Here is a 24,765-nt window from a genome sequence, read left to right as displayed (position 1 = left end):
GCTCCGGTTCTGCCACTCCTGCAACCACCCGCACCTCGCGCCCTGTGGAAAAATTCTCACGACAATTCCCCATCAATCTGTGTATAATGATCACACGTGTCTTTGAGCCTGAGTACCCTCACTCACTGATCGACACCATTTCAGAGCATTCAGCGGCCTGCCTATTCGTATCACTCGCAAGCGCCGCGATAATTCAGTCACGCTAGTGGAACCGCGGCGCGATCCCTTCGATAACGCGTTCTAGATTCGTATAACTGTGGAGGTGGCATGAGTAGTGATCTGCATCCGCTCACCTTACCTAAAAACGGTGAGCTCCCCAAAACCGATGCACAGCCAGGAGAACATCCCACGAGCGATGGAGCCTGGATTACCATCATACGCTGGTTTGACTCCTGGGCAGGCATTGAGAAAATGCAAACGGATACCGCGCCGCCGACAGTCGACTGGCTGCGGGCCATCCCGCTCATCATCGTGCACCTGCTCTGCCTGGGCGTGTTCATCGTCGGATGGAGCTGGGTCGCCGTAGGAGTCGCAGCAGCGTTCTACTTCATACGCATGTTCGCCATCACGGGCTGGTACCATCGCTATTTCTCGCACCGTACCTTCAAGACCTCCCGGGCCTGCCAATTTGCCTTTGCCTTGCTCGGATCTTCCTGTGCGCAACGAGGCCCGCTCTGGTGGGGCGGACACCATCGCCATCACCACATCTATTCAGATAAACCCGAAGATACCCACTCGGTGCGCCAAGGGGGATTTCTCTGGGCTCATATCGGCTGGATCAGCTCCAAGAAATTTTTCCCGCCGCGCCTCAAGAGCATCGGCGATTTCGCCAAGTTTCCGGAGCTGGTCTTCCTGGATCGATTCGACACCCTGGTCCCGACGATTTGCGGATTCGGCATGTTCGGCCTCGGCAAACTCTTAGAGACCTATGCCCCAAGCCTCGGCACGAATGGTCCGCAGATGCTCATCTGGGGATTCTTCGTCTCCACCGTCGCGCTGCTCCACGGCACCTGCACAATCAACTCGCTTTCACACGTGTACGGATCCCAGCGTTACAAGACGGGTGACGACAGCAAGAACAATTTCATCCTGGCCATGATCACTCTCGGTGAGGGCTGGCACAACAATCATCACTACTATGCCGCCTCAACCCGCCAAGGGTTCTACTGGTGGGAAATCGACATCACCTACTACATGCTGAGGGGCTTGCAAGCGCTGGGACTGATCTGGGACATTCGGGAAGTGCCCGCGCATGTGCGGGAAGGTAAGAATAAACTCGCCTGACAAAGACCAGAGGGGCGGACGCGAAGCGCCCGCCCCTCTACTCTACGCTACACCCACTCCGATTCATCCGCCGATTCCGGCTTCCGACCGTACTGCGGGGCCAGGCGCTCTCGAATCTCCCGGCTGACCGGATCGATCTCCACCAGCTCTTCTTCCCTCGCAATCCAGGCATCCTCCGGCACCAATTCAATTCGGTAATGATTCTTCCGCATGGAGAACCACTCGATGTACGGGTGCGGAACCAAATGCGGATGCGGATCGAAGGAGATGAGGCTCGCATCGCCGATCTGCGGAATCTCGACATCCCCGAGCACTTGCCCCGCGAGATCTTCGTCGGCAAACCGGCTGTTATTGAATCGGATCACCTTCCCGGCGATTTCTCCCCGGCAATCGCCAGCCAGGTAGAAGTCGACCACACCCAACACCGCGAATGTCATACGCCCGACAACCGTCCCCGCTTGACGGTTATCGAGAAAACCCTCTTGCACCCACCGACTGTTGCCGAACTTCTGAGCCACATCAGCCTCCTTCTGAGCGCGCCGTCGAAGGCCCCTGATGCGCCGGTGACGATTCACCCGTCACCCACGATCCGAGCAGGACGCCGCCGAGAATCATCGCACTCCCGAACCACCCTTGCGCATCCAGGTTTTCGCCCAGGAAATACCAGGCCAGCCAGGCCGCGACGGCCGGCTCGGCCGCAAACAGCAAAGCAACCTGCTGGGCAGGCAACAGCCGCTGTGCCCACATTTGTACCGCAAACGCACCGGTCGCCAACACGCCGGTCACCACCAACCCGACGACTAGGACGCGGCTTGGCTCAAACATCGCAAGCGTCGGCGGTTCCCACCACATGGCGCCCAACATGGCCAGGGTCATCAACAACAGTTGCCACGCGAACAACGAGACCGGATCTGCCACCCGGGTGTACCGTTCCAGGCAGACCATATGGGCGGCGAATGCCGCCGCGCTCCCCATCGTGAGGAGATCCCCAAGATTAGCGGAGGCCGTCGGCCTCACCAGAAGCCACAAGCCAAGCAGCGCAATCCCGTTAGACACCCAGGTATGGACGCCCAAGCGACGTAAGTACAGCGGCACAAACACCACGTACAAGACCGTGATAAAGGCGGAGTTCGATGCCGTCGTATAGCGGAGCCCCACGGTTTGCAACACATAGCCGAGGAAGAGCCACGCAGTTGCGATCGCACTTGCTCGTACCATATAGGCGTCGCAGGTCAATCGGCGGCGCATGAGCAGCAAGACCCCGAACACAACGAGCGATCCAAGGAGAAATCGAAGGAAGAGAAACGAGAGTGGAGAGATTTGTTCGAGCGCGGCCTTCGTGGCCGGAAACGTCGCTCCCCACACAAAAGTCGTGAGGAGCAGCGCGAATTGAGGCATGGGCTACAGACCTCATGAACGCCGAATGCAGACGGTGGGAGGAGAGAAACATCCCCCCATCCCACCACCATCAATCAACAGTCAGGAGGCATCATTCCTGGCGTTAGGGTTTGCACAACGCACATTTGCGCTCGTCGCTGGTACCTGCCTGCTCCATCGCGGCGAGCGCCCGCTCTTTATCGGGATAGTCGAACCATCCCCCTTGCCAGTAATCACTGCTCGACACGCCGGAGGGGACCTCGGAACACCGGTCCCGGTGGAGCGTCACCCGATCGATCGCCCGTGCAATGTGAAGCCAATACATCATGTTACACCGTCCAATTAGTACGTCATGACCATACCGGCTCAACCTACCACGCCTCTCGATACGAGAGCAATGCGCGGCACGCACCGAGACGAGACGAGTCTCGTGACGGCGGGACACATACGATTATGGGGTGAAACCGGGAGGGTGCGCTAGGGCAGGAGCTGCCACTCGTCCTTCTCGATCACGGTCTTGACGCCGGTTTGCAACTTCTTGACGTCCTTCTCTTCAAAGAGACGCATGTAGCGCTCGATCCGGTCCGGATCATCGATACGCTCTTCCTGCATGACTCCGCCGCTGCCTTTGTACTTCCGAATTAACAGGGACATTTCAACCGATCCTCCAATTGTGACTCGCGTTTCGGCATAAAGATTGGGTACAATAGTGCAAAGTTACACACAGGGTCAAGCGTTTCTAAACGGAGAATCGCTCTATCCGGTCTTCCCGGTTGCGGTGAGGCCACAGGGTGCCATTGAAGGAGTCGGCTATGCCGGTCTACGAATATCGCTGCGAACAATGCTCCCACCAGTTCGAGGCCACTCAGTCGGTGCATGCACGCCCGGAAGACACCGTCTGTCCGCAGTGCAACCAAGTCGGCGCCACCCGAATGCTCTCTGCGTTTGCCTCGAAGATCAAAGGCTCCCACAAGCCGGGCTTCGAGGAAATCAAAGCCTATGACATGCTGCACGAACGCATGGATCGATTCTCCAAACTCCCGCCCGCCATGGGCAAGCGCGTGGATGTCACGCCGGACATGATGTCCGGAGCCGGAGCCGCTGCTCCGACAGAAGGCACCGACGCATAAGCGCCGCCCTGACGTTGGGCGCGGAACTCCCGCCCTGTTGCATCGCCGTGAGACAGAGCCGTCCAGGGGCTCAAGACTGACAAGACTGAGAGGAGTATTGTTCAGCATGTGCACCCGTCTCAGCGGATTTGCCTGTGCCATCCTGCTCTGCCTCCTTGGCGCCCCGGCTTCAGCCGAGGTGGCCGGCTCAATGGTCATCGCAGGCCATGGTCCCGAACAACGGCTGATGGAATCGCTGGCTCACGCGTTTGAAAAAGCCAACCCCCGCGCCTATATCGACATCGTCTGGGACGGTAATTCGAAGCCGCTCGATTTGGTGAAATCCAAGCAGGCGAACATCGCCGTGACTGGAGCGGCGGAAGACGGCCTTCGCTCGTTCCAGATCGCCTGGGACGGGATTGCAATCATGGTGCACCGGTCGAACTTCACCAAAGAAGTGACCAAACAGGAAGTCGCCGAGCTCTTTTCCGGTAAGTACAAAGTATGGGCCGACCTGGGCGGACCGGATACGAAGGTTCTCCTGATCGACCGACCGCGCAATGAAAATAATCGCGACGCCTTCGAACAGCAGCTCGGCATCGTGGGCAAGATTCCCGACGGGACCAAGGTCATCCCCATGGACGAAAAGGTGATCAAGACGATCGCCGGTACCCTGCCGCCGCATTCAGCCGTCGCCTACATCTCGCTCGGTCAGGCCTTGGAGGCGGTCGCCTCCGGTGTGCCCGTGAAGCTACTACCGGTCGATAAAATAGAACCGGAAACACCGACCGTCAAGGATGGCCGGTACACCCTGCGCCGCCCGGTCCTGTTGCTGTCCCACAACGAGCCGGATCCGCTTGTGGACGCCTTCGAGCAATTCGCCCTGTCGGAGAACGGACAAAAAATCATCAGCGAGTCTTATACGCCGCTCCCGAAGACATCATCTCCATAAGAGGAGGCTTTTATGCGCACTATTGTCACCTACATGCTCGGCTGCACCCTTCTGCTCGGAACCACGTTCGTTGCCGTCCCGGCTGGGCATGCCCAGGAAGGAGCGATGGTCGAGGGTGCCGGGTATACGATGTTCAACACGGAATCAATCAAGGGATCGGACACCTCCAAGCTGGAGAATGACCCGGTTTGCGACCGTTCCAAACGTCCTTCCATCGCGAAAGTTGAACCGGATGAGGCGAAGCCCGGCGAAAAAGTGACCATCAAGGGTGAAAATTTCGGCAGCAAGGAATGTTTCCACGGCGTCACCTTCAGCGCCGCCTCCAAGGAAAAAATCGACTACCACTTCGTCAATGACACCACGATCGAGGCGGTGGTGCCGGAGGCGAAAGCCGGCATGTCCTTTATCATCGTGGTCGCCGGCGGCGGCAGCGCGCAGTCGAAGCCGCTCCTGATTCAACCCAAATAAGACCCTCAAAGACCTTTCGGCGGGCAGGAGGCTCATCACCTCCTGCCCGATTCCGTCCCTCGCCCAGTCCACCCGTTCATCCTGGTTCGTCTCGACAACTCTCTTGACCCTATGCTAGGTTACGCGATCTTTTTGGAGGCGAATCAGAGGTGAGCTACGGCTCCAAACCTCTCGCAGTCTCATCATGTTTCGGAAGATTCTTATTGCCAACCGTGGCGAGATCGCCATGCGCATCATCCGTGGCTGTCGCGAGCTCAATATCGCGACGGCCGCGATTTATTCCGAAGCCGACTCCTCAGGAATTTACGTCAAGAAAGCCGACGAGTCCTACCTTGTAGGACCCGGACCCGTCAAAGGCTTCCTGGACGGGAAACAAATCGTCGACATCGCCAAGCGCATCGGCGCGGACGCCATCCATCCCGGATACGGATTCCTCTCCGAAAACACCAAATTTGCTCGGCTCTGCCAAGCCTCCGGCATCACCTTTATCGGTCCGTCGCCCGAGACGATCGACCTCATGGGCAGCAAAGTGAAGGCGCGACAGATCGCCCAGCAGGCCGGCCTCCCGATCGTCCCCGGAACCGAAGGCGGCATCACGACTGTCGAGGAAGCGCTGGAGTTCACCAACCGCATCGGCTATCCGGTCATGATCAAGGCCAGCGCCGGCGGTGGGGGACGCGGACTTCGAGTCGTTCGTTCCGACCAAGAATTACGCGAGAATATGGAAGTCGCGGCACGGGAAGCGCTGGCAGCGTTCGGCGACGGCAGCATCTTCATCGAAAAGTACATCGAGCGGCCGCACCACATTGAATTTCAAATCCTGGGCGACAAACACGGCAATATCATCCACCTGGGTGAGCGGGATTGTTCCATCCAGCGCCGGCACCAGAAGCTGATCGAGATCGCCCCGTCATTGATTTTGACGCCCAAACTGCGCGCGCAAATGGGCGAGGCCGCCATTGCCATCGCGAAAGCCGTGAACTACGACAATGCCGGCACCGTCGAGTTCCTCCTCGACCATGAGAACCATTTCTATTTCATGGAAATGAACCCCCGCCTTCAGGTGGAACATACCGTCACGGAACAGATCACGGCCATCGACATCGTCCGGAATCAGATTTCGATCGCGGCGGGCAAACCGCTGGAGATCCGGCAAAAAGATGTAACTCTGCAGGGCCATGCAATTCAGTGCCGGATCAATGCCGAAGACCCGCGCAATAACTTCATGCCCTGCACCGGCACCATCACCGCCTACCTGTCACCCGGCGGGATCGGAGTCCGCATCGACGGCGCGGTCTATCGAGACTACACGATCCCTCCTTACTACGATGCATTGCTGGCGAAACTCACGGTCCGTGGTCGCACATGGGAAGAAGCCGTCAGCCGCATGCGGCGTTCACTCGAAGAATATGTCCTGCGCGGGGTGAAAACGACCATTCCGTTCATGAAGAACGTGATGATGGAACAGGATTTTCAGGCCGGACGGTTCGATACGTCCTACCTGGAGACTCATCCGGACCTGTTTCAATACGAAGAATCCGAGGAGCCTGAGGACCTGGTGCTGGCGATCTCAGCCGCGATTGCCGCATACGAAGGACTCTGACCTCCCCAGCCACCCGGCACCAATACCTCAACCCTGTTACGCGAGCGGATTCGCCGCCGAAGGCCGCCAGTATGGCAACGAAAAAGACCAAGAAAACCGCCCCGAAGAAAAGCCCTGCGAAGAAAAAACTCCCGACCAAGTCCAGCGGACCCGTTGCCTCACGCGCCGTCAAAGGTCCGCAGCCGGCGAGCCCTGAATTCCGTGTGACCCCGGCACCGGGGAAAAAGCTCTTGATGACCGAAGTCGCCTTGCGCGACGGACATCAATGCCTCCTGGCAACCAGAATGCGCACCGAGGATATGCTCCCCATCGCCCAAAAACTGGACGCTGTGGGATTCTGGTCGTTGGAGGTCTGGGGCGGGGCCACTTTCGACACATGCCTCCGGTTCCTCAAAGAAGATCCGTGGGAACGCCTGCGCGCGCTCCGCGCGGCGATGCCGAAGACGAAGCTGCAAATGTTGTTGCGCGGCCAGAACCTTGTCGGATACCGCCACTACGCCGACGACGTGCTGGAGAAATTCATTGAGCGCTCGGCATTCAACGGCATCGATGTCTTCCGCATCTTCGACGCACTCAACGATGTCCGCAATCTGGAGCGGGCCATCCGTGAAGTCAAAGCCTGCGAAAAGCACGTCGAGGCGGCCATTTCCTACACCACCAGCCCAGTCCACCGGCTGGATGGATTCGTAACGATGGGGAAACGGTTGGAAGACCTCGGCGCCGATACGATTTGCATCAAGGACATGGCCGGGCTGCTGGCCCCCGCGGATGCCTATCACCTGGTCAAGAAACTCAAAGCAGCGGTCCGCGTGCCCATCCACCTCCACTCCCACTATACGTCGGGCATGGGAACCATGTCGGCCCTGATGGCGGTCATGGCAGGACTCGATCTCCTGGATACCTCAATTTCTCCGCTTGCCGGAGGCGCCTCGCATCCCCCCACCGAGTCCATGGTGGCCGCATTACGAGGCACGCCCTATGACAGCGGATTGGAGCTGGAAGATCTGCAGCCCATCGCAGAGCATTTCCGGAACGTGCGCCGAAAGTACCGGCAATTTGAAAGTGACTTCACCGGGGTGGACGCCGAAATTCTGACGTCCCAAATTCCAGGCGGCATGCTCTCCAATCTCGCCGCCCAGTTGGCCGAACAAAACGCGCTCGACCGGATGAAAGAAGTGATGGACGAAATCCCCCGTGTCCGCAAAGACATGGGCTACCCGCCGCTCGTAACGCCGACCAGCCAGATCGTCGGCACACAGGCTACGCTCAACGTGCTCACGGGCGAACAGGGTGAACGGTACAAGGTCATCACCACGGAGACCAAGAATTATTTCCTCGGCCTCTATGGCCGGGCTCCCGGACCCCTCGATAAAGGGATTATGGCGCGGGCCATCGGTGATGAAGAACCGGTGAAGGGCCGGCCGGCCGACCGGCTTGAGTCGGAATTTGAGAAGTTAAAAAAAGACATGCCTGAGTCCGCCACCACACTGGAGGACCAGTTGTCGTTCGCCCTCTTCCCGGCGATTGCCAGGGACTTTTTCGAGGCACGTGAACGGGGCGATCTGCAGGCCGAGCCACTGGAACCGACGGAAACGAAGGGCCCTGCCGTGGCCCACGATCTCCACCTCGCCCCGGCTGAATTCAACATCACTGTGCATGGCGAGAACTACCATGTCGTAGTCTCCGGTTCAGGCCGCACCACCGACGGACGCAAGCCCTACTACATCCGGGTCAACGACCGGCTGCAGGAAGTCTCGCTGGAACCGCTGCAGGAAGTGCTGGCCGGTGTGCCGGAATCGCCCGCGGCCGGCAGCACGAGCAAACCGAAACGTCCCAGACCGACGAAACCGGGCGATGTCGCCCCGCCGATGCCGGGTCGCGTCGTGAAAGTCCTCGTGGCCGATGGTGCGCGAGTAAAGACCGGCGATCCGCTCTTGATCATCGAAGCCATGAAGATGGAAAGCCAGGTCCCGGCGCCGATGGACGGGCGCGTCACGGCGATTCTGGTCGTCGAGGGCGACAACGTGAAAATCGACGAAACTGTGATTCAACTGGAGTAGCCGTGAGGCTCTCGACGTGGACTGTCGGTCTGACTGCGGTCGCGTCGTCACACGTCCTAACATTCTGTCTCGCGGCGGCCCTCATGAGCGGTTGTGCTGCACCTCCAGAGATTCCCCGCTGGTTCGACGGCTTCCAACGATTTCCCATTCACACCGCCTCGGTCAGCGGCCACCGCATCGCCTATCTCGATGAAGGCCAAGGCCCGCCGCTCATCCTGCTTCACGGATACGGCGGATCGATGTGGCAATGGGAGTATCAGCAGCTTCCGCTGTCACAACACTTCCGTGTCATCACGCCCGACCTGATCGGCTCAGGCCTTTCGGACAAACCTGACCTCGACCACCGGCCTGAAGACTTGATCGAATCGATCCGTGGCCTCATGGATGCGCTCAACCTTCCGACCGCCACCTTGATCGGCAACTCCATGGGAGGCGGCGTGGCCATCGGCATGGCTCTGACCCATCCCGACCGGGTATCCCGCTTGGTGTTGATCGACAGCCTGCCCGACCATGTGCGCGAACGCCTGGTCAGCCCGCTGATGCACCGTGCCCTGAACACCAGCGTCCCCGCTTGGCTGGCCCGCTTCGGAGCCCTGTTCGTCGGCAACCGCACCATGGAGGCGGTGCTGAAAGAAATCATTTACGACCACACATTAGTGACACCGGCGGTGTTGGACCGCTCAAACCGGAACCGTCAACGCGAGGATATGATCACACCCCTCATGTCGCTGCGGAACAGCCTGCCGCTCTGGGAGCAGCACTTTGCCCCCCGACTCAAAGACATCCGACATTCCACATTGATCCTCTGGGGTGAACAGGATCGACTCTTTCCCCCGCAGGTCGGCCGTGACTTGCACGCTGTGATCCCGCAAGCCCGCCTCATCGTGATCCCCGATGCCGGGCATATCCCGCAGTGGGAACGACCACAGGTGGTGAACCGGCACATTACGGAATTCCTTCAACCTTGACAGCCTACCAAAGCAGCCATAGAGTGACGGAGTAGCCCTCACAATCTTCCTCGTTGATGGAGACACTTTATGCGACCATTTCATATCCGTACGATCCCCAGCGGTACGATGTTTTACGCGGTAGCGGCCCTGCTCTGCCTGAGCCTCAGTGGTTGCGGGACCCCCTCCACGTCCGGCCACTCAGATTTCTCGTACAAGAATATGACCGTGGCCGACGGCAGTGCCGTCGCCGGAGAAGGCAACAACATCCTGTTCCAAGGCAAACCATTGATGCTGTCAGGAATGGGCATTAGAGTCGGCGACAAGCTGCGTGACGTCAAGCTCACCCAAACCGACTTATCGATGGTCCCCATCAACGACACGAAGGGCAAGGGGAAGGTCCGCATCATCAGTATCGTGCCGTCCCTCGACACCAAGGTCTGCGAACAACAGACCCACTACCTGAGCGAGAAGAACATGGGACTCGATCGAATGGTTGAGCTCATCACCATCAGCATCGATACGCCCTTCGCGCAAAAACGGTTCGCGGAAGACGCGAAGATCGCCAATGTGACCTTCCTGTCCGATTTCCGTGCCGCCGATTTCGGCAAAGCCCACGGGCTCCTGCTCAAAGATCCTCATCTCCTGAGTCGGGCCCTGCTCGTCATCGACAAAGACAATACGGTTCGGTATCTCCAAATCACCCCCGAGCTCGCGCAACTGCCGGACCTTGAGGAAGCATTCCGGTTCGCGCGTAAACTGGTCACGGCCAGCTGAGGCCGGCGCCCGGCCATGGAGCGTCGCGCGTATCTCGCACAGGCAGCGAAGCGCGTATGGTGTCTGGCCGAGAGCACGGAAGGCAGGACAGCATCTCGATGAGCGCACGGCGCTGTTTCACAACGAGAGACGCGTCACACGTCACGAAGTACAGGAACTAATCAACACACCATGGCTCACTACGATTTGCTGGTCATCGGAACCGGCCCAGCAGGGCAGAAGTCCGCCATCCAAGCGGCAAAACTCGGCAAGAGAGTCGGCATCGTCGAGCGCAAACAGGTTGTTGGCGGCGTCTGCGCCAACACCGGCACCATCCCCAGCAAATCTCTCCGCGAGGCCGCACTCTATCTGTCAGGTTTCCACCAGCGCAGTCTGTATGGCGCCAGTTATCGCGTCAAACAGGACATCACGATGGAGGATCTCACCTTTCGCGCCAACCACGTCATCACAAGGGAAATCGAAATCATCCAGCACCAGATGACGCGCAACAAAGTCGACCTCCTGTTCGGAACGGCCTCGTTCGTCGATCCGCACCGCCTGCGCATCGAACGCGACGGCGACCACGTCGAACACACCGCCGACTTTGTGGTGATTGCCTGCGGAACACTTCCTGCCAGGCCCTCGCACATTCCCTTCGACGACCACAGCATCATCGACACCGATGGACTGCTGGCGTTGAAAACCCTGCCCAAGTCCATCACCATCATCGGCGGCGGTGTGATCGGCGCGGAATATGCCTCGATCCTGGCCACCATGGGCATCCACGTCACTCTGATCGAACGTCGTCCGCGCCTGCTTGAATTTGTCGATCAGGAGACGATTGAAGCGCTCCAGTACCATATGCGCAGCATCGGCGTGACCCTCCGTTTCAACGAAGAAGTCGTGTCGGTCGAGCGACAGGCGCAAGAACAGGTCATCGTTCGGCTGAAAAGCGGTAAAGAGATCGCCGCGACCACGGTGCTCTATTCGGTCGGCCGCACCGGCGCCAGCGCCGAACTCAACCTGGACGCGGTGGGACTCTCGGCAGACGACCGTGGGCGATTGACGGTCAACGAGCATTACCAGACGGCGGTGCCCCACATTTATGCGGCGGGCGATATCATCGGCTTCCCCGCACTGGCCTCGACCTCCATGCAGCAAGGGCGCCATGCTGCCTGCCATGCCTTCGGCATTCCCTGCCAGACCCAGTCCGAGTTGATGCCATACGGCATTTATTCGATCCCGGAAATTTCCATGGTCGGCCGCAACGAAGACGACTTGACCAAACACGGCGTCCCCTATGCCGTCGGTATCGCCCGCTACCGGGAAATCGCCCGTGGGCAAATCATCGGGGACGAACTCGGTATGCTGAAACTGCTCTTTCACAACAAAACCCGGCAACTGCTCGGCGTGCATGCGATCGGCGACGGCGCCACGGAACTCATCCACATCGGCCAAACCGTGATGGCCTATCACGGCCAGATCGATTATTTCGTGGACACTGTATTCAACTACCCGACACTCGCGGAGTGTTACCGCGTCGCGGCCCTCGACGGCATTAATCAATTGCCCCGACCCTGGCCGCCGAGAGTCTGACGTGTCGCCAACCGCAATGCACCATGTTCACTGTTTAATGGACGATTGAATATCGAATATTGCGCATGACGTGGCACGACGAAGGAGGAATCAGATGTCGTTTTCGAACCATCTTCGAAAATTGGCCCAGCCGATCTGGGATGCCCAGCTGACGCATCCGTTCGTCGTGGCCCTCGGAAAGGGCACGTTGGCGGAGCGCAAATTCCGCTACTACATCCTCCAGGATGCCCGCTTTCTCGCGGATTTGGCACGCGTATTTGCCGCCGGCTCGTTGCGAGCGCCAGACTCCGAATCCGCGCTACGCTTTGCCAAGCTGGCCGAAGAAACCATCACCGTGGAACGCAGCCTTCACGAAACCTACGGTAAGCGCTGGAAACTCGCCCCCCACGACATGCTGAACGAACCGATGGCTCCCACCAACTATGCCTATACCCGTCACATGCTGGCGGTCGCCCAGAGCGGTACGGCCACCGAGATTACGGTGGTGGCACTCCCCTGTGCCTGGATCTACTGCATCGTCGGCAAACATTTTCTCAAAAGCGGCCCGCCGCCCGCCAAACATCCCTACCGGGAGTGGCTGATGCTCTATGCCTCACCGGAGTTTGAGGCGGTGCAGGAATGGATGCGGGCCCGAGTCGATACCTGGGCGCGCACGGCAGGACATGAGGAAAAGAAGCGCATGGAGCAGGCGTTTCTGATCAGCTCGAAGTACGAATGGATGTTTTGGGAAATGGCCTGGAACGAGGAGAAGTGGCCGGTGTGAGGAGCGAGAGAGGAGGCCAGGCTCTTCCGCGTAGAACCACCGCACCGGCATGCGCTGCCGGAGGCGGCCCTGGCGTCAGAACTTGCTGCGTCCCGCAGCTTCGAACAGCTGACGCCACCTGCGATGCAGGATGGCTCGCCTCTGGCAGCACAAAGACCTAGCCGGTGCGGTGAGCACGCTCAGAGCCTGCCCCCCTCCCTCGCCATTCCCACATCCACTAAGGGTGGGGAGAACCACTTACCTACATCGCAGCCGTGAAGCTGAGATTTTGAGACACTCCGCTCAGGCCGCCCGCGCGGGATACACCACGCGCTTCGTGCACTTATTCCCTGCCGGTACGGTAGTCGGGACTGACAGGTGGATCACGTCACACGTGTTCGAAGAGGGCTCGACCGAACCGCTCAGCTAGCCTTTCGATATTCTTCCGGCTGGGTGAGTGGTTCGACATCCCAATCGGGTTCTTCATCACCCCTCATGGGAATACTCTCCTGAGTAGCAGAAGCCCAGACTGCAATGCCGCAAAACAGGATCGTCAAGGCGATGAGGAAGTAGACAGGCATGATGACCTCCTTCATTCCTGGTTGTCCTACTTTCATGCTAGTCCTGCCATCAGACATAGGCTACGAGGCAAACACCCAGGTGTCGGAGGAAATCTCCCTATAGTTGAAACAATGATAGTACGTAGCTCATCTCTTCAGGCATCGCCGGGGCTGATGCTCCGCCGGGCCTGTGGCAGCAAGTGTGCACGTGACTGTGGAATCGCCGAACAGGCAGCTTCAACCTTGGCTAGCGGTTCAACCGTAGGACTTACGAACAGCGGTGCGATCTCTCATCCAATGACAACTACTTCATCTACTTCGCGAGGGATGGCAGGTGACAGCCTATCTGTATCGGCAGCGACGATCCTCATCCGCTCCAACGCGGCTGGGCTACTCAAGAAGCACCGCACCCTGTCTCTCGCTCGCACCCCAGCGTTTCCCCTCCGTTGTGCTACGCTGATCTCGACACTGTGCACTTCACGATATGAGTCTTCCACATGATCAACAACGCTTCATCACCCACCGTCCTGACGCCACGAGAGATCAGGTTGCACCTGCTTGGCCTCGTCCTGTTCATCGCTCTTCTGGCACTTTGGTATTGGCTTTCAACCGGCGCACGAGCCGTGCCGACATTGATCGCGATGCTCCAGGACGACGATCCATCCACACGCATCGTCGCGGCGGAACAACTGGGACAGGTCGGACCACCGGCACAGGCGGCCATTCCCTCCCTACTGGCGCAGGCCATGCGGGATGGCAGCCAACATGCCAACAGCACCGCTGCCGCGGCGCTGAAATCGATTGATCTGACGGCAGCCAGGCAGGTCATGACCCACCTCATTCCGCACCTACAGGATCAGGACGTGCAGCAACGTCGCACCGCTTGCGCCGTGCTCGGCAGCCTGGGGCCTGTGGCCAAACCAGCGGTGCCGGCGCTGCTGGCGCTGGAACATGATCCTGACGAGCTCGTTCGCCGAAATGCCTTGATGGCCTTGGCGAGTATCGGCATTCCATCCACGCCCATCGTGGCAGCCTTGCTGGATGGGCTTCACGATTCCTCCTCATTGGTTCGCCAGACCGCCGTCGCCCAATTTGCCTTTACGGTGCCCTTGACCCAGCCTGTCATCACCATGCTGACACCGTTGCTGAACGATCCGGACACGTCACTTGCGACGCTGGCCCGCCGTGCGTTGGACAAGGCCCAGCCTGACGATGCGGCCCAAATCGAATCGCTCGGGATGATGGTCCAACATTCCTCCGCGCGCGACTATGCCTTACATCAGTTAGCCCAGCTCGGTCCGGCGGCCGGCGACGCCCTGCTCCCGGTCCTGCCGCTGCTCCAGGATGACCGGCCGCTCATTCGATACCTCGCGGCAGAAACCCTGGGCGCGATGGGGCCCGCCGCGAAACTGGCGATCCAGCCTCTTCAACAGCGGCGAGACGATCCGGATCCGGTCGTACGTGACACCATTGCCGGCGCAATCTCTGCGATTGAGGCCGCGCCGGTATCCGCTGCCAAGGAGCCTCAACCATGACCACCACGCCACACGACGCATCCTCGCGACTCCGCCTCCTGACTCGCATGGGGTTCTGGGGCAGCATGGTCGGCGGGCTCCTGCTCCCCTGGACCATCATGCTGGCGGTAGAGGTTGTCGTTCGTGATACCCCCATTGCACGGGCCTGGCGATCATTCACCTTGCACCTGTTCGCACCCGGCTATAATTTCTTCCTTATCGGCCTGTTGACAGCCATTCCATTTTTGATCCTGGCAGTAATGATTCTGCTGCATCTGGGTACCGCCCGGACGCAGGATCCGCTGATTCCACGTCGCCGGGCCCTAGGACTCGCGGGGGCGGGGGTGGGCATGCTGGTCCTCGCAAGCTGGACCCATCTTGACGTGTTGCTCCATCCGGATGCGCAAGGCGCGCTGGCCTATTTGTATCTACCGGTCATGTTGTCGGCCGGCATCCCGGTTGGCTACGGGTTGGGGCGTCTCCTGACAAAACTGCTCCTACCGAGGCCTCTTGCTGAATGACACGGGCTGGACAGTATCAACAACGTGAGTATAATGTGGGCCATGCGTCACTATGCCGTGAGTGCCTCCCGATGATCCGTATCCTCTGGTGTCTTGCCTTGCTCCTCCTGTGGCACTCAGCTGCCCTCGCGGCTTCCAAATATGAAGAGAGCGTGAAGGAATTGGCAGAGGGGGTGGCGGCCGAAGCCATCAAGATGAAAAAGTCACGGCTCGCGGTGCTGGACTTTGTCGATAGCACGGGCGAAGTGACACCCATCGGGCAATTCCTGGCCGAGGAATTGGCCACCCATTTACTCGTGGCGGGAGAGCTGAAAGTCGTCGACCGCAAGCTCCTGCTGGCCACTATGGAGAAACACGAGCTCACCCATCTGGATACCTCACAAGCCAAAGCGGCCAAGAAAGTGGCAAAGGCCTTACGCGCCGATCTCTACGTCACCGGCGCCTATCTTGAAATTCCCGAGGGCGTTCAAGTCACCGCCAGGTTGATCGGCCCCTATACCGTGTTCCCGGTCGGCGCCGCCCGGTCGGTCTTGCCTAAATCAGGTCCACTCGCCGCACTCCTGAAGCAGGCGAATGCCCCCAAACCGCCGGCACCGGTAGTGATAACAGGCCCCGTCACCCCCCCCTTGAACTCCCATGAGAACGAGTTGTACAAAATCAGTGTCGTGAGCATCTCCAAGCAAGATGACCAGATCCAGCTCGACCTGCTGTTCATCAACCGCACCACCCATCCGGTCAAAATCGGGTGCCAACTGCTGGACACCTACCTATCGGATGAGCAGGGCGAACAGTGGAAGCAGGATGTCGCCCAAAACCGCGAAGGACTCTGCACGCGCGGGATGGAACTGGATCCTAGACGACAGCGACATACAGGCCTTTCGTTCCTGACGACCGACAAGCCGCCCAAGGGATCTCTGACCCTGCATTATCACGAAACATCCCCGCGGCCGGATCGTGTCATCAACCTCGACGGACTGACGCTCGAAGCTGCGCCGGTTACCGAGGCCGACCAGCCTACCCCGCAGGCACCAAGCGCCCCCACTCCATAAGGTATTATCTCCGGACCATTTGCAGAGGAAATCTTCACGATGAAACAAGTCTTGACAATAGCGGGTTCAGACTCGGGCGGCGGAGCAGGGATTCAGGCGGACCTGAAGGCCATGTCGGCCAACGGAGTCTATGCCATGTCGGTCATCACCGCCGTCACAGCCCAGAACACGGAAGAGGTGGTCGATGTGTTCGAACTGCCGACTTCGATCATTGCCGCGCAGCTTGACGCCATCTTCGACGATTTTGACGTCGCGGCGGTCAAGACGGGCATGCTCTCCTCCACCGACATCATTACGACGGTCGTGAAACTGCTGAAGCCCCAGCAGGTGAAAAACCTGGTGGTGGATCCCGTGATGATCGCCAAGGGCGGCCACCCGCTCCTGAAACCGGATGCGATCGACACGATGAAGAGAGAACTCTTCCCGATCGCCTTACTGGTGACCCCGAACGTGCACGAGGCCCAACAGCTGTCGGGCATTGAAATCGCCTCGCTGGCCGACGCCCGCCGGGCCGCTAAGATCATTCACCAATTCGGCTGCGCCAACGTCCTCATCAAAGGAGGACATCTACCAAGTGACCGCGCCACCGACCTGCTGTACGACGGCCGGTTTTTCAATATCTACAAGGGTGAATTCATTGACACGCCGCACACCCACGGCACCGGCTGCACCTTTGCGTCAGCCATCGCGGCACATATCGCCCGGGGGAAAACCGTGCCCGACGCCGTTCAAACCGCCAAGACCTATCTGACCGAGGCCATCCGGCACAGCCTGGCCATCGGGCACGGAACTGGGCCGACCAACCATTTCTATTTCTTAAATCAGGAGTAAGCGCGATGAGTAGCGGGTTGGGATCCCCACTATCGTTTCTGCTGACCGGATGGGGCTGGCTGTTGTTGACCTCACTGCTCGGACTTGCGACGTTCCTCGGCATTGTGCGCGGCGCCCCGCTTCCTCCTGGGCTTCGCCTCCTACACGTGCATGGGGCGCTCATCGGAGGGCTTCTTCAAATCATGACCGGCTTGGCCCTGACAGCAGTAGACCTGGCCGGACAGGACCGCGCACGACCGAAACACCGCCTACTCTTCCTCAGCCTGAATCTCTCCGCCCTGGGACTCGCTGCCGGCGCCTGGTTGCGCGATTCCACCCTCACGATTGGCGCCGGGCTGTTACTCGCCGCACTGTTTGTCCCCATGGTACGTCATCTGATGGCCGGGCTACGGACCAGCTCCAGCTGGACTCCGCTCTCGACCTTCTTTTTCGGGATCACCTGTACCGGACTAGTCGGCACATTGGTCCTGGGCGAATTTCTCGCCGGAGCCTGGTTTCCCACCTGGCACGGCATCATACGGCTAGGGCACCTGCACGCGGGTCTTCTGCTCTTCCTCACACTGGGGGTGGTCGGAGCGATCCAACTGGCGATACCCGGGCTGATGAATCGCGCCCTGCACAGCGCCGGCCTCGGAGAGATGGTATGGCTCCTGCTGCCGGCTTGCGCCGCAGGACTGATCACAGGGTTTTTGTTGTCCTCCGTTCACATTCAACTGGTTGCCGGCGTCGGCCTCCTTGTGACGCTGGCACTTCTCACCGTGAATCTCATCCGAACCTGGAGCCGAGCGGGCCAACCCAGTTCCGTCGCCACAGACCACCTCATGGTCGCCTTGTGCCTCCTGATCATCATGACGTGCATCGGCCTGGCGCTGGGAATCAATGTCCTGTGGTCTCCACCGGTCATGCCCTACGGCACGCTTCACCTGGTCGCCTACACCCACACAGCGTTCCTGGGCTTCCTCCTGCAAGCAACCGTTGCTGGACTGTCTTGTGCCTTACCGGCAATCCTGGCGGCACAACAGGTGGCGAATCACAAAAAGCGGAGCACCTATCGAGAGCACCTTGTGCGCATCATGGACCGATGGCGGGCGCTGCAGGTCGTCACGCTCAGTTTTGGATCACTGGGGCTTGTCCTCGTCTCTTCACTGACCTGGAACCTCCCACTCTCTTCGACCTGGATTCAGGTCGGCACCTGGGGGAGTTTAGGTCTCCTCCTGGTCCACCTCACGATGGTGACGGTCAAAATGACGCAGGTCGTAGGAAGCACGCCGAGCGGCGACCGTGCATCAACGGACAAACCGGGATCACATCACACCGGCGTGTAACGAGTCGTCCTATGGAAGAGACCGTCTTTTTCCACGACACGCCAGGCCACCGCATCGCCGCGGTCCTGGCGAGACCGGATGAGCCAACCGATCACGTAGCCGTGCTCTGCCACGGATTCCTGTCACACAAAAATAGTTCGAGCAATCAGGCCCTGACCGCACTGTTGATCGGCAGGGGGATCGCCACGCTCCGATTTGATTGCTTCGGGCACGGCGACAGCGACGGCCCGTTCGCCAAATTGACCACGACGATTGGAGTCGGCCAAGCCCTCGCAGCCCTGCACTACCTGTTGACCCGTGGATATCACCGGCTCGCACTCGTCGGCTCCAGCTTCGGCGGCCTGATCTCGATCCTCGCCGCGGCTGACTGGACACAAGCGCACACCGCGAAGCCGGCATCCATTCCACCGCTCGCCTGTCTGGCGTTGAAATGTCCCGTCGTCGACTTCGGAGAAGAACTTCGCTTGGAGCTCGGGGAGGATGGTCTGCAAGAATGGAAACAAACCGACACCATTCCCGATCTTCACGGAGGTGCCACACGCCTGCCCCTCGACTATACCTTCTACCAGGACGCCCTCAACCGGATTGCCTATGAACCGGCCCGAACCATCACGGTGCCAACACTGATCGTCCAGGGCGATCGTGATGAATATGTGCCACTCCACCAGAGCCAGCGACTCTTCGAAGCCTTACCTGGCCCCAAACGATTGGAGATACTCGCAGGGGCTGATCACCGCTTCACAAAGACCTCGGATTTTCAACGGATGCTGACGCTCCTCACTGAGTGGGTCTCTCGACATCCGATGGCCTGACCTCGGTGTCTTCCGACATCACCACCTCGTCGACGACGTCCCTCACCCACGTACCGGGCTGACTTACAACACGATGTCGCGGAATAGCGAGGCGTCGAAGGTTTTCTCCTGCAGCCAGTGCTCCATCTTGCACAGCGAAAAATAACGAGCAGCAATTCCCCATTCGATTCCTGGCAAAATGGCGCGTGACAAGGGTTTCTGGGAATCGCGCTCATTCTGCGCGTGGCACGACGGTTGCTCATCCACCGTCTGGCTTTCTCCCGGAGGAAATATGATGAAGACGCCCACGAGTGTGTTTGTGATCGGTGCATTCGGTTGTTTGTCTTCAGCCCTTCTCTCTGCAGGGGTGCCGTCCCACGCAACGGCCGCGGACAGCACCACCACACTGAGCCTGCTGCAACAGTCGTCGCTTGCCGCAGCCGTCACGAAGGCCCAAGGTAGCGGAACCGCCCCCATCCTACCGAATCCAACAGCATTGGTCTTGACGGCGCAGAAGGGCAGGCCCGCTGTCGGCACGCTCACGCTGAAGAAATCCAGTGCAGATCAGCACACGTACTACATCAGCACGAACCAGTCGTGGGTCTGGTTGAATCCGCCCTACGGCAGCACCCAGTCCATCACTTCTGAAACCGATCAGTTGATGATTACGGCCCAAACCGCCAACTTGCCGACCGGCACCCATTCGGCAGTGGTGTATGTGGTGGACTCAGGGCCCAACAACTTCACCAACATGCTGCGGATCCCGGTCACCCTCACCGTCACGAGTTCACCGGTCACCCCCCCGGCACCCACGAGCCCTACAGCGGTGCCCCCACCGCCACCAACGCCTATCGTCCTGACACCGCCCCCACCACCAACTCCCGTGGCCGTACCACCAGCCCCGGCGCCCGTCACGCCGCCGGTGGTCGCAGACAGCGGGATCGCCACAACCCCCATGGCGCTCGTGCTCACGGCGGCCAAAGGGGGAACGGCTGTGGGGACCCTGGCTTTGCGTAAACAGGGAGCGGCCCAACACGTCTATTCTCTGAGCACCAATCAACCGTGGGTCTGGATGAATCCGCCCTACGGCAGCACCCAAACGATCTCCACTGAGGCCGATCAGCTGGTGATTACGGCCCAAACCGCCAACTTGCCGACCGGCACCCATTCGGCGGTGGTCTACATCGTCGAATCAGGACCGAACAACTTCCGGAACATGCTGCGGATTCCGGTCACCCTGACCGTGACAGCTTCCTCCGTCGCACCACCGTCCCCCACGCCGCCGGCAGTCACGCCGCCCCTCGCTAAACCGGTGGCCCTGACGCCTCCCCCACCGCCGACGCCTGTGGCCGTGCCGCCCCCGCCGGCTCCATCACCGACTCCCCCGGCACCGGTGACCGCCGCTACTGGACCGATCCAGGTCAGTCCGTCTTCGCTGTCACTGACAAGTGCCAGTGCAGTCGGCACCTTAACCCTTCGCAAGACAGGAACCGATCAGCACGTCTATTCACTCAGCACCAATCAACCGTGGATCTGGATGAATCCGCCGTACGGCAGCACCCAAACGATCTCCACTGAGGCCGATCAAATTGTGGTGACCGCCAAGACCACAGGCCTTGCGGCAGGAACCTACTCTGCGGTCGTGTATATCGTCGAGTCCGGGCCGAATAATTTCTCCAATATGCTACGCGTCCCGGTGACCGTTACGATTGCCGCAGGCCAAACCGCTGCGACATCGCCTTCGGCGCCGACCACACCGACGGTGACCGCTCCACCACCACCGCCCCCCAGTCCGCCGGCCCCGCTGCCGGTCGCGACCACATCGACGACGTCCACGATTACCAGCGCCACGGTCAGTTGGACTGCAAATTCCGAGGCTGACCTCGCCGGGTACCGGGTCTACGTCGGAACGCGATCGGGCAGTTATGGATTCGCCGGCCCCTTCGAGGTGAGCAACCGGACCAGCTTTACGGTCACCAATCTACCGGTCGGTACAACCTACTTCTTTGCCGTATCGGCTTTCGACAAGTCGGGGAACGAGAGTGCCAAGTCTGCGGAGATCAGCAAGAGCCTGTTCTAAAGGAACCGGTGAGACAGAAAAGCGAGATGCCGTGAGCTGGCGCGCAATAGGCGCCCAGCTCATGGTGAAGTGATCGGAACGACCGTCCTGGCACAGCGAAATCCCGTATAGCTATTTTGAGTGTCCGGCGACAACTTCCCCCGAGCATAGGTCAATAGATACTTCGGCAAATCCGACCAAGACCCGCCCCGCACGACGCGAAATGTGCCCTGCTCAGGTCCCGTGGGATTCTTCAACGCCCTGGCTTCATAGATATTCGCCCCGTACCAATCGGCCACCCACTCCCCGACATTCCCCGCCATCTGAAATACCCCGTAGGGGCTGCGACCGGCCTCGTATCCCTGAACAGGCGCTAACACCTGACTGTAGCTGAACCTCGCGCCAAGTCCGAAATTCGCCGCACCATCGGTCGGAGATTGGCTGCCCCAGGGAAATAATCGACCATCGTTCCCCCGCGCCGCCTTCTCCCATTCGGCTTCGGTCGGGAGACGTGCGCCTCGCCAGCGACAATAGGCCTCCGCATCGAACCAGCTGACGCCAATGACCGGACGATCGTGATGCCGGGCCAGATCGACTGACTCCCATTGCCACGGCGGCGACTGGTGTGCCTGCGCCAGAAACGTGGCATAGTGCCCAATCGTCACCTCGTAGAGATCCATTTCATACCGATCCAACCACAGGCGATGCTGCGGCCGTTCATCCTCCAAGGCATCCGTGCCATTAGCTCCCATCAGAAAGTGGCCCTCAGGAATTTCCACCATTGGCGTCTCAGGAACTGTCGCTGCTTCAATGTCTCTGTTTTTCCGCAGCCGTTCAAGCTGCGCATACGCTGGATCGTCAGTCGGCACACTGGGAAGGAGTAGGAGCAGTATCACGAAGCTGAGGGACAGGCGCATAGCACAGAAGCATACACAAACAGCCCTTCAGGCGCGAGCGCCCTGCGAGACCGGGGAAGAAAGTCATCAGCATAACAGGATAGGCACACCGGGCATCCAGCAGGGCCCCAGCCGACGACCACAGCGCAGGCGCGCCCTCAGGGGTACGTTCAGGATGTAACCGAGGTGAGAACGCAACTGGGGCACGTGTTCCCCATACTGCTTACAGAAGGACGCCACCGACGACCCAATGCCGGTCGTCCGGCACGTCGATGAGGAGCCGGGAGAGGTTCATCTCGGCCAGTTGCGCCGCAACCTCATCCTCGGTAAAGGCGGCCAGCAGCGAGTTGTAAAAGTCGCGCTTCAAGATCGGATCTTCGTCGCCTGCATATTGGTCCACTAAGGCCTGAGCCGCCTCAGGGGAATCCGGCCGCAAGAGATCCATCACCAGAACACAGGCGCCCGGCTTGGCCCATTGCTTGAGGTAAAACCAAAACTGCAGCGGATTCGGGACATGGTGCAGGAGACTATTGGACAGCAGCGCATCGGCCTGTTCAGAGAGAGTGAGTGACTGAAACCGCTCACAGCGGAGGGTGATGCGATCTGCCAGGCCTGCACCGGCAATAGCCTCTGCCGCCAGATCGAGCATTGGACGGCTGGCATCGACGGCCGTCACGCGCGCCCCCGGGAAGGAACGGAGCAAACGAATCGGGATATCCGCCGGTCCACACCCCAAATCGACGATATGACCACCGGCCCAATCGGGAAAGTATTCGCGAAAACGATCGACGAAGCCCTGATTTTCCTCCGCGAAATCCGCTTTCGCATAGGCGCGGGCCTGAGCCGCATCGTCCATCAGTTCCGGTTCCAGCACTCGCTTCATACGATCAACCTACCTGCTTCATTCGTTCCACCACCACGCGATCGCCGGGCCGCACCGTCCCTTCGTGAAGAACCCGCGCATAGAGCCGGCTCCATCCGGGGTGCGCCTCCTCGTCAATTCGTTCATAGTCCCCGCCCTTGAACCACTGCGCATTGTATCGACAGGGTGTCGTATAACTCGTCAGCTCCAGCTGCACCTGCTCACCGATTCGAAGTCGATCGCCAGGCCGCATGAGGAACCAGTCGAGCCCCGCCAGGGTGAGGTTCTCCCCGGACGACCCGGGCCCGATCGAATGACCTTCCGCGCGAAGGGCTTCGATGACCTCCAGGGAGAACAGGCACAGGGCCCGATCCGGCCCGCCGTGATACTTCCGGTTGCGTTGACGATCGCCGACTAATCCATCACGCGTCACCTGCGCACACAGCGCAGCCGACTTCGGCACCCCGCCGTCGGACAGGCTCACCTGATGCACGTATGGAATCACCCGCTGGGGTATCTGATCGTCAGGAGCAGAGTCCGCCATCACAGGACTCCATACCGCTCGCGTCCAGGGCGATCCATCCGTCCCGTTCTCTCCATGCCCTCACATAGACTCCATGCTCGGCATAGGCGGCTTCAATCTCAACCCGCTGATCGGCCAATAGACCGGACAGCAGCAGGCGCGCCCCGCCTGCGGCATATCCACAGAGCGTCTCTGCGGCGTTGAGCAGGGTCTGCCGGTCTAAATTGGCGAGGACCAGAGTAGGCTCGAATCCGTGATGCGGCTTCTGCGTCTGGGCATATTCCACCGCCAACGTCAGTCGGGCATCGAACCCGTTGACCTGAGCATAGTCTCGCGCGCACTCAATCGCCACCGGATCGAAATCCTCCCCGACCGCCTCTGCGGCCCCGAGCCGGAGGGCCACCATCGCCAATATACCGCTGCCGGTTCCCACATCCAGCACGCGATCCGCGGGCGTCACCACCCCTTGCAGCCAGTCGATCAGCAGTTGAGTCGTGGCATGGTGGCCGGTGCCGAATGCCTGCTTGGGATCGATGATCAATTCGATGTCGCCGGGGTTCAGCGCCACCGTTTTCCAACTTGGCCTGATGACCACATGCCCGATTCTGATCGGCTCCACCAAACGCGACCATTGGGCATTCCAATCTTGGTCCGCCAGGCGATTGATCGTGATCGCGCCGGCCGTTTCGGGATGCCCCAGCTGAGTCAACGCAAGCCTCAGGCCCTGCCACGTATCCGGTCCACAACGGGCCGCAGGCCAATACAGATGGATCCAGTCCTGTTCCTGCCACGCGCCGGTCACTTCCGGATCGTTCAGCATCCCGAGAAGTTCACCGGCATCCAGCGAGGTCTGCACATCGACTTGGATCCAGTCGCCTGAACCCGGCGTGGCGGGTGCATCAGCGTTACAATCATATGTCTTCGAGGTTGACGCCATCTC

Annotated in this window: 27 protein-coding genes; 17 read left to right on the top strand and 10 right to left on the bottom strand. The window is 59.8% G+C overall.

Features of this window, described 5'->3' with window-relative positions; translation table 11 throughout:
* Positions 1 to 267 precede the first annotated feature (267 nt).
* Positions 268 to 1,284 carry an acyl-CoA desaturase gene (locus tag V9G17_14900; GenBank protein MEI2753889.1) on the top strand — a complete coding sequence of 339 codons (1,017 nt, stop codon included), beginning with the start codon at positions 268 to 270 and terminating at the stop codon, positions 1,282 to 1,284.
* A gap of 47 nt (positions 1,285 to 1,331) precedes the next feature.
* On the opposite strand, the gene V9G17_14895 is transcribed toward V9G17_14900, so the two are convergent.
* The 4 genes from V9G17_14895 to V9G17_14880 all read right to left on the bottom strand — a co-directional run bounded on the left by V9G17_14895 (position 1,332) and on the right by V9G17_14880 (position 3,315).
* Positions 1,332 to 1,802, bottom strand: coding sequence for a hypothetical protein (locus tag V9G17_14895; GenBank protein MEI2753888.1), 471 nt, complete (start codon positions 1,800 to 1,802; stop codon positions 1,332 to 1,334).
* 1 nt (position 1,803) lies between these two features.
* On the bottom strand, positions 1,804 to 2,682 hold the full coding sequence (locus tag V9G17_14890) for a DMT family transporter (GenBank protein ID MEI2753887.1): 879 nt from the start codon (positions 2,680 to 2,682) through the stop codon (positions 1,804 to 1,806).
* A 103-nt stretch (positions 2,683 to 2,785) separates the two neighbouring features.
* Entirely contained in the window at positions 2,786 to 2,989 is a 204-nt protein-coding gene (locus V9G17_14885; GenBank protein ID MEI2753886.1) for a hypothetical protein, read from the bottom strand.
* Positions 2,990 to 3,138: 149 nt separating this feature from the next.
* Complete coding sequence (locus V9G17_14880; protein MEI2753885.1) at positions 3,139 to 3,315, bottom strand: hypothetical protein; 177 nt, start codon at positions 3,313 to 3,315, stop codon at positions 3,139 to 3,141.
* Between the two features lie 158 nt (positions 3,316 to 3,473).
* Between V9G17_14880 and V9G17_14875 the strand changes: the two genes are divergently transcribed.
* The 9 genes from V9G17_14875 to tenA all read left to right on the top strand — a co-directional run bounded on the left by V9G17_14875 (position 3,474) and on the right by tenA (position 12,915).
* Complete coding sequence (locus V9G17_14875; protein MEI2753884.1) at positions 3,474 to 3,791, top strand: zinc ribbon domain-containing protein; 318 nt, start codon at positions 3,474 to 3,476, stop codon at positions 3,789 to 3,791.
* A gap of 106 nt (positions 3,792 to 3,897) precedes the next feature.
* Positions 3,898 to 4,722 (top strand): substrate-binding domain-containing protein, encoded by an 825-nt coding sequence (locus V9G17_14870; GenBank protein ID MEI2753883.1) that lies wholly within the window; start codon positions 3,898 to 3,900, stop codon positions 4,720 to 4,722.
* Between the two features lie 12 nt (positions 4,723 to 4,734).
* A complete protein-coding gene (locus tag V9G17_14865) occupies positions 4,735 to 5,190 on the top strand; it encodes an IPT/TIG domain-containing protein (protein MEI2753882.1) in 456 nt (151 codons plus the stop codon).
* Positions 5,191 to 5,374: 184 nt separating this feature from the next.
* Complete coding sequence (accC, locus tag V9G17_14860; GenBank protein ID MEI2753881.1) at positions 5,375 to 6,793, top strand: acetyl-CoA carboxylase biotin carboxylase subunit; 1,419 nt, start codon at positions 5,375 to 5,377, stop codon at positions 6,791 to 6,793.
* 71 nt (positions 6,794 to 6,864) lie between these two features.
* Entirely contained in the window at positions 6,865 to 8,853 is a 1,989-nt protein-coding gene (oadA, locus tag V9G17_14855) for a sodium-extruding oxaloacetate decarboxylase subunit alpha (protein MEI2753880.1), read from the top strand.
* A gap of 2 nt (positions 8,854 to 8,855) precedes the next feature.
* Positions 8,856 to 9,821, top strand: coding sequence for an alpha/beta hydrolase (locus tag V9G17_14850; protein ID MEI2753879.1), 966 nt, complete (start codon positions 8,856 to 8,858; stop codon positions 9,819 to 9,821).
* Positions 9,822 to 9,890: 69 nt separating this feature from the next.
* On the top strand, positions 9,891 to 10,577 hold the full coding sequence (gene tpx / locus V9G17_14845; GenBank protein MEI2753878.1) for a thiol peroxidase: 687 nt from the start codon (positions 9,891 to 9,893) through the stop codon (positions 10,575 to 10,577).
* 171 nt (positions 10,578 to 10,748) lie between these two features.
* Positions 10,749 to 12,152, top strand: coding sequence for a Si-specific NAD(P)(+) transhydrogenase (sthA, locus tag V9G17_14840; protein ID MEI2753877.1), 1,404 nt, complete (start codon positions 10,749 to 10,751; stop codon positions 12,150 to 12,152).
* Positions 12,153 to 12,246: 94 nt separating this feature from the next.
* Positions 12,247 to 12,915: a thiaminase II gene (tenA, locus tag V9G17_14835; protein MEI2753876.1), complete on the top strand. Its 669-nt coding sequence runs from the start codon at positions 12,247 to 12,249 to the stop codon at positions 12,913 to 12,915.
* Positions 12,916 to 13,316: 401 nt separating this feature from the next.
* Here tenA and V9G17_14830 read toward each other — a convergent pair whose 3' ends face one another.
* Positions 13,317 to 13,475: a hypothetical protein gene (locus V9G17_14830; protein MEI2753875.1), complete on the bottom strand. Its 159-nt coding sequence runs from the start codon at positions 13,473 to 13,475 to the stop codon at positions 13,317 to 13,319.
* 476 nt (positions 13,476 to 13,951) lie between these two features.
* Between V9G17_14830 and V9G17_14825 the strand changes: the two genes are divergently transcribed.
* The 6 genes from V9G17_14825 (at position 13,952) to V9G17_14800 (ending at position 19,506) form a co-directional block, all read left to right on the top strand.
* On the top strand, positions 13,952 to 14,989 hold the full coding sequence (locus V9G17_14825) for a HEAT repeat domain-containing protein (GenBank protein ID MEI2753874.1): 1,038 nt from the start codon (positions 13,952 to 13,954) through the stop codon (positions 14,987 to 14,989).
* Positions 14,986 to 15,489 carry a hypothetical protein gene (locus V9G17_14820; GenBank protein MEI2753873.1) on the top strand — a complete coding sequence of 168 codons (504 nt, stop codon included), beginning with the start codon at positions 14,986 to 14,988 and terminating at the stop codon, positions 15,487 to 15,489. The genes V9G17_14825 and V9G17_14820 overlap by 4 nt, the downstream gene beginning before the upstream one ends.
* A 71-nt stretch (positions 15,490 to 15,560) precedes the next feature.
* The gene (locus V9G17_14815) at positions 15,561 to 16,538 is read left to right on the top strand and encodes a FlgO family outer membrane protein (protein MEI2753872.1); all 978 of its coding nucleotides are present in this window, start codon (positions 15,561 to 15,563) and stop codon (positions 16,536 to 16,538) included.
* 39 nt (positions 16,539 to 16,577) lie between these two features.
* Entirely contained in the window at positions 16,578 to 17,369 is a 792-nt protein-coding gene (gene thiD, locus V9G17_14810; protein MEI2753871.1) for a bifunctional hydroxymethylpyrimidine kinase/phosphomethylpyrimidine kinase, read from the top strand.
* A 5-nt stretch (positions 17,370 to 17,374) separates the two neighbouring features.
* A complete protein-coding gene (locus V9G17_14805) occupies positions 17,375 to 18,694 on the top strand; it encodes a hypothetical protein (protein ID MEI2753870.1) in 1,320 nt (439 codons plus the stop codon).
* An 11-nt stretch (positions 18,695 to 18,705) separates the two neighbouring features.
* The gene (locus V9G17_14800; protein MEI2753869.1) at positions 18,706 to 19,506 is read left to right on the top strand and encodes an alpha/beta fold hydrolase; all 801 of its coding nucleotides are present in this window, start codon (positions 18,706 to 18,708) and stop codon (positions 19,504 to 19,506) included.
* A gap of 63 nt (positions 19,507 to 19,569) precedes the next feature.
* Here the strand turns inward: V9G17_14800 and V9G17_14795 are convergent, their stop codons facing one another.
* Positions 19,570 to 19,752 (bottom strand): hypothetical protein, encoded by a 183-nt coding sequence (locus V9G17_14795; GenBank protein ID MEI2753868.1) that lies wholly within the window; start codon positions 19,750 to 19,752, stop codon positions 19,570 to 19,572.
* Positions 19,753 to 19,777: 25 nt separating this feature from the next.
* Here V9G17_14795 and V9G17_14790 point away from each other — a divergent pair, with 25 nt between their 5' ends.
* Positions 19,778 to 21,565, top strand: a complete 1,788-nt coding sequence (locus V9G17_14790) for a fibronectin type III domain-containing protein (protein ID MEI2753867.1) — start codon at positions 19,778 to 19,780, stop codon at positions 21,563 to 21,565.
* Positions 21,566 to 21,624: 59 nt separating this feature from the next.
* Here the strand turns inward: V9G17_14790 and V9G17_14785 are convergent, their stop codons facing one another.
* The 4 genes from V9G17_14785 to V9G17_14770 all read right to left on the bottom strand — a co-directional run bounded on the left by V9G17_14785 (position 21,625) and on the right by V9G17_14770 (position 24,762).
* The gene (locus tag V9G17_14785; protein MEI2753866.1) at positions 21,625 to 22,326 is read right to left on the bottom strand and encodes a formylglycine-generating enzyme family protein; all 702 of its coding nucleotides are present in this window, start codon (positions 22,324 to 22,326) and stop codon (positions 21,625 to 21,627) included.
* A gap of 337 nt (positions 22,327 to 22,663) precedes the next feature.
* Positions 22,664 to 23,323: a class I SAM-dependent methyltransferase gene (locus V9G17_14780; protein MEI2753865.1), complete on the bottom strand. Its 660-nt coding sequence runs from the start codon at positions 23,321 to 23,323 to the stop codon at positions 22,664 to 22,666.
* A 4-nt stretch (positions 23,324 to 23,327) separates the two neighbouring features.
* A complete protein-coding gene (locus V9G17_14775; GenBank protein ID MEI2753864.1) occupies positions 23,328 to 23,846 on the bottom strand; it encodes an MOSC domain-containing protein in 519 nt (172 codons plus the stop codon).
* The gene (locus tag V9G17_14770) at positions 23,827 to 24,762 is read right to left on the bottom strand and encodes a 50S ribosomal protein L11 methyltransferase (GenBank protein MEI2753863.1); all 936 of its coding nucleotides are present in this window, start codon (positions 24,760 to 24,762) and stop codon (positions 23,827 to 23,829) included. Before V9G17_14770 ends, V9G17_14775 begins: the two co-directional genes overlap by 20 nt.
* Between the last annotated feature and the right edge of the window lie 3 nt (positions 24,763 to 24,765).

The organism is Nitrospira sp. (assembly GCA_037045225.1).
In the GTDB taxonomy this organism is placed as follows: domain Bacteria; phylum Nitrospirota; class Nitrospiria; order Nitrospirales; family Nitrospiraceae; genus Nitrospira_A.
Note: the sequence above shows the minus strand (reverse complement) of the source record. Positions and strands in the feature narration are given on the sequence as shown.